The following is a 4,051-nucleotide window of genomic DNA, read 5'->3' as shown; positions in this document are numbered from 1 at the left end:
GTGTGGACACCGCGGCGGAGGGCAGGAGCGAAGCGACCCGGGGTAAATCGACGGCGGAGGGCAGGAGCGAAGCGACCCGGGATGGCAAGAAAGCCGACGTGGTCGTGATCGGCGCCGGACCGGCCGGTTCCGCCGCCGCTGCGTGGGCCGTCCGCAAGGGCCGCGACGTGCTGGTGATCGACGGTCAGCAGTTCCCGCGGGACAAGGCCTGCGGTGACGGGCTCACCCCCCGCGCGGTAGCCGAACTGGAGTTGCTGGGCCTCGGACCGTGGCTCGACGCCAAGGTCCGCAACCGCGGCCTGCGCATGTCGGGCTTCGGCGCCGACGTGGAGATCGAGTGGCCGGGCCCGTCGTTCCCGGCGACTGGCAGCGCCGTTCCCCGCACCGAACTCGACGAACGCATCCGCTCCGTGGCCGTCGACGACGGAGCGAAGATGCTGCTGGGACTGAAAGCCGTTGGCGTGGAACACGACTCAGGTGGTCGCGCGACGTCGGTCACGCTCGAGGACGGCGACACCATCGGATGCGAGCAGTTGATCGTCGCCGACGGCGCCCGCTCGACGCTCGGCCGGCTGCTCGGCCGCGAGTGGCACAAGGAGACCGTCTACGGCGTGGCGATCCGCGGCTACCTCGGCACTCCGCGAAACAGCGAACCCTGGATCACCTCACACCTGGAGCTGCGCTCGCCGGCCGGAGAGGTGCTACCCGGCTACGGTTGGATCTTTCCCCTCGGCAATGGGGAGGTGAACATCGGCGTCGGCGCGTTGGCCACCTCGAAGCGGCCCGCCCACGCGGCGCTGCGTCCACTCCTGGCGCACTACACCGACCTGCGACGCGACGAGTGGGGCTTCGTCGGCCAACCACGTGCTGCGCTGTCGGCGTTGTTGCCGATGGGTGGCGCCGTGTCCGGTGTCGCAGGGCCCAACTGGATGCTGATCGGCGATGCCGCGGCCTGCGTCAACCCCCTCAACGGCGAGGGCATCGACTACGGACTCGAGACCGGTCGGCTGGCCGCCGAGATGCTGGGCACCGGCGATCTGTCCCAGGCGTGGCCCGCCGAACTGCATCGGCACTACGCCCACGGGTTCTCCGTCGCGCGGCGGCTGGCCCTGTTGCTCACCATCCCCCGTTTCCTGCCGACCGTCGGGCCCATCGCGATGCGCTCGCACTTCCTCATGGAGGTGGCCGTCCGGGTGATGGGCAACCTGGTCACCGACGAGGACGCCGACTGGATCGCCCGCATCTGGCGAGGTGCTGGCACCGGCTCGCGACGGATCGACGCGCGCAAGCCGTTCAGCTGACTTTGCCGGAAGTGTTCTTGTTGTCGTTTGCGGTCATTGCGCGCGAATACATGTTTGCCGTCTGCGAAGATAGGAATAATTGACGGTTGGGGAGAAATGTCGGCGGGGGGATCATGCAGCCTGGGACAGAACAGACGGCGGAGTCATGCGCCGTCGCCGCGTTTCTCGAGTCCAGCGAAATTCGCCCGTCAGTGCTCGTCATCGAGGGCGAGGCGGGGATCGGCAAGACCTCGCTCTGGTCGGCGACCGCGAAGCAGGCGCGAGAACGTGGATTTCAGGTGCTGTCGGCCCTGGCAGGCGCAGCCGAATCGGGTATGGCGTACGGCGCGTTGGCGGACCTGCTGGACAGCGTGCGCCCAGAGGAACTGGCGAGCCTGCCCCACGTGCAGCGGGTGGCCATCGACAGAGTGATGTCCCGAGACGAACAGACGGGTCCAGCCACCGACGAACGCGTGGTGGCGTCCGCCTTCCTCAGCCTCGCCGACAAGCTTTCATCCGGCGCACCGCTGCTCGTGGCAATCGACGACGTGCAATGGCTGGACCCGTCGAGCCGGGCAGTCGTCGCATTCGCCGCACGCCGCCTCAAGGGACGCATCGGGGTGGTGGTCACCGAGCGCACCGATGCCGCCGCAGGACATGGCGCCGCGTGGCTGCAGCTGAACCGGCTGGACGGGGTGGAACGCGTGCACGTCAGCCCGCTCAGCCTCGGCGCGCTGCGCGAGATGATCTCCACCCGCCTCGGTCGCACCTTCCCTCGGCCGACGACCGTGCGGATCCACGAGATATCCGGCGGGAACCCCTTCTACGCACTCGAGCTGGCACGCTCGATGGGCGACCGGTCAACCGGCTTGGAGACCGACCTGCCGGGCTCGTTGTCCGACCTGGTGCGCGCCCGACTGGACCAGCTCGGCGACGAGACTCTCACCGTGCTGCTGGCGGCCGCCTGCGTCGGCACCCCGACGGTCGACGCACTCGCCGAAGCCAGCGACCAGACCACCGAGCGCGTCGTCGAGCTTCTCGAGGTGGCGGAGAGCGACGGCATCGTTCAGATCGACGGCAACCGCGTCCGCTTTAGCCACCCGCTGCTCGCGCGCGGCGTGTACAGCGTCGTAGGACCCGTCCGTCGCAGGCACATGCATCGCACCTTGGCTGAGATCGTCGTGCAGCCCGAGCTCCGTGCGCGGCACCTCGCGCTGGCCGCGTCCAGCGCGGAGCCCTCGACGCTGTTGGCTCTCGACACCGCTGCGGACTCAGCCTGGGCACGGGGCGCGCCGGCAGCCGCCGCCGAGCTGTTGGACCTCGCCATCAACCTGGGTGGCGACACACCGAAGCGCCGAATCCGGTGCGCCGAGCACCACTTTCGCGCAGGCGAGTCCGAACGCGCCGACAAGTTGCTCAAGTCGACCGTGGACGAGCTTGCGCCTGGCCCTCTGCGCGCGAGTGCCTTGAATCTGCTGGCAGCCATTCGGATCTACGACGACAGCCTGCTCGAAGCCATCGACCTGCTCGACGGCGCGCTCAACGACGCAGATGGCGACCACGTCCTGATGGTGCGGAGCCTGCTGCTGTCGTCCTTCGCGTACACCTATTGCGGCAAGGCGGACGACTCCGTTCGTCAAGCCCAGCAGGCGTTGGAGCACGCCGACGGCCTGTCCATGCCCGGGCCGACCAGTCAGGTGCTTGCAATGTTGGTGTTGGCGAAGTGCTTGCGCGGCGACGGCGTCGACGAGCAGAGTCTGCAGCGCGCACTCGATTTGGAAGATCTCGAAGACGACGTCCCCATTCAGTTTCGGGCCAGCGCGGTCAGGGTGTTCACCGACGCGTGGACGGGCAAGCTGGAGGAGGCGCGAATCGGAACGATCGACATCAAGCGGCTCTACCTGGAACGCGGAGCCGAGAACGACGTCATGTCGATTGCCGCCAGCAGCGCGCTTTCCGAAGTATGGCGCGGTGACTTCGCCGCAGCGGAGGCGGTCGCCGAAGAGGCCATGGAGCGTGCCGAACACATTGACACCCAACATATTCGGGGCGTGGCACTTGCGATGCGGGCTACGGTGGCGGCCCACCTGGGTGGTGCGGCGGATGCCCGCAGCGACGCCAACGCCGCGCTTGCGATCGCGCTCGAATGCGGTACACCCCAGCTCGCGCTCCGGGCGATGACGATTCTGGGCTTCGTCGACGTATCGATGGCGAACTACGAAGACGCGCAGAAGGTCCTTCAGCCGCTCGTCGACGCGTTCGACACACTGCCCGGCGCCGAGATCAGGAACAAGGACTACGCCCCCGACGCCATCGAAGCGCTGATCAACGTGGGCCACATCGCCGCGTCCGAGCCCTTGATCGAGAAGCTGGAGGCCGACGGCCAGCGGTTGGACCGGCCGTGGTTGCTGGCGGTCGGTGCTCGGTGTCGTGCCATGTGGTGGGCCGCCAAGGGCGATCTCGACGAGGCGATGCGCACGGTCACCAGGGCCATGGCGGAGCACGACCGTCTGCAAATGCCGTTCGACCGGGCACGCACCCTTCTTCTGCTCGGCCAGCTGCAACGCCGCAAGCGTTTGAAACAAGCCGCTGCCGAGACGTTCGCGGAGGCGTTGCGCGAATTCGACAGGATGGGGGCTTCACTCTGGGCAGCCCGAGCGCGCAACGAGATCGATCGGACGAATGTCGATCCGGCGCGCGGTTCGGTACTGACGCCTCCCGAACAGCGGGTAGCAGACCTGGTCTCGTCCGGCATGACCAACCGCGACGTC

The 4,051-nt window shown here is 68.0% G+C and carries 2 protein-coding genes; both read left to right on the top strand.

What is annotated here, in order from left to right:
- Window positions 1-98 precede the first annotated feature (98 nt).
- The gene (gene menJ, locus QOI01_RS21515; protein WP_526384514.1) at window positions 99-1,301 is read left to right on the top strand and encodes a menaquinone reductase MenJ; all 1,203 of its coding nucleotides are present in this window, start codon (window positions 99-101) and stop codon (window positions 1,299-1,301) included.
- Between the two features lie 113 nt (window positions 1,302-1,414).
- The coding region (locus QOI01_RS21510; protein WP_526384512.1) for an ATP-binding protein at window positions 1,415-4,051 on the top strand (2,637 nt) is incomplete at its 3' end.

Origin of the sequence: Mycobacterium sp. (genome assembly GCF_032162605.1) — a bacterium.
GTDB lineage: Bacteria > Actinomycetota > Actinomycetes > Mycobacteriales > Mycobacteriaceae > Mycobacterium.
Note: the sequence above shows the minus strand (reverse complement) of the source record. Positions and strands in the feature narration are given on the sequence as shown.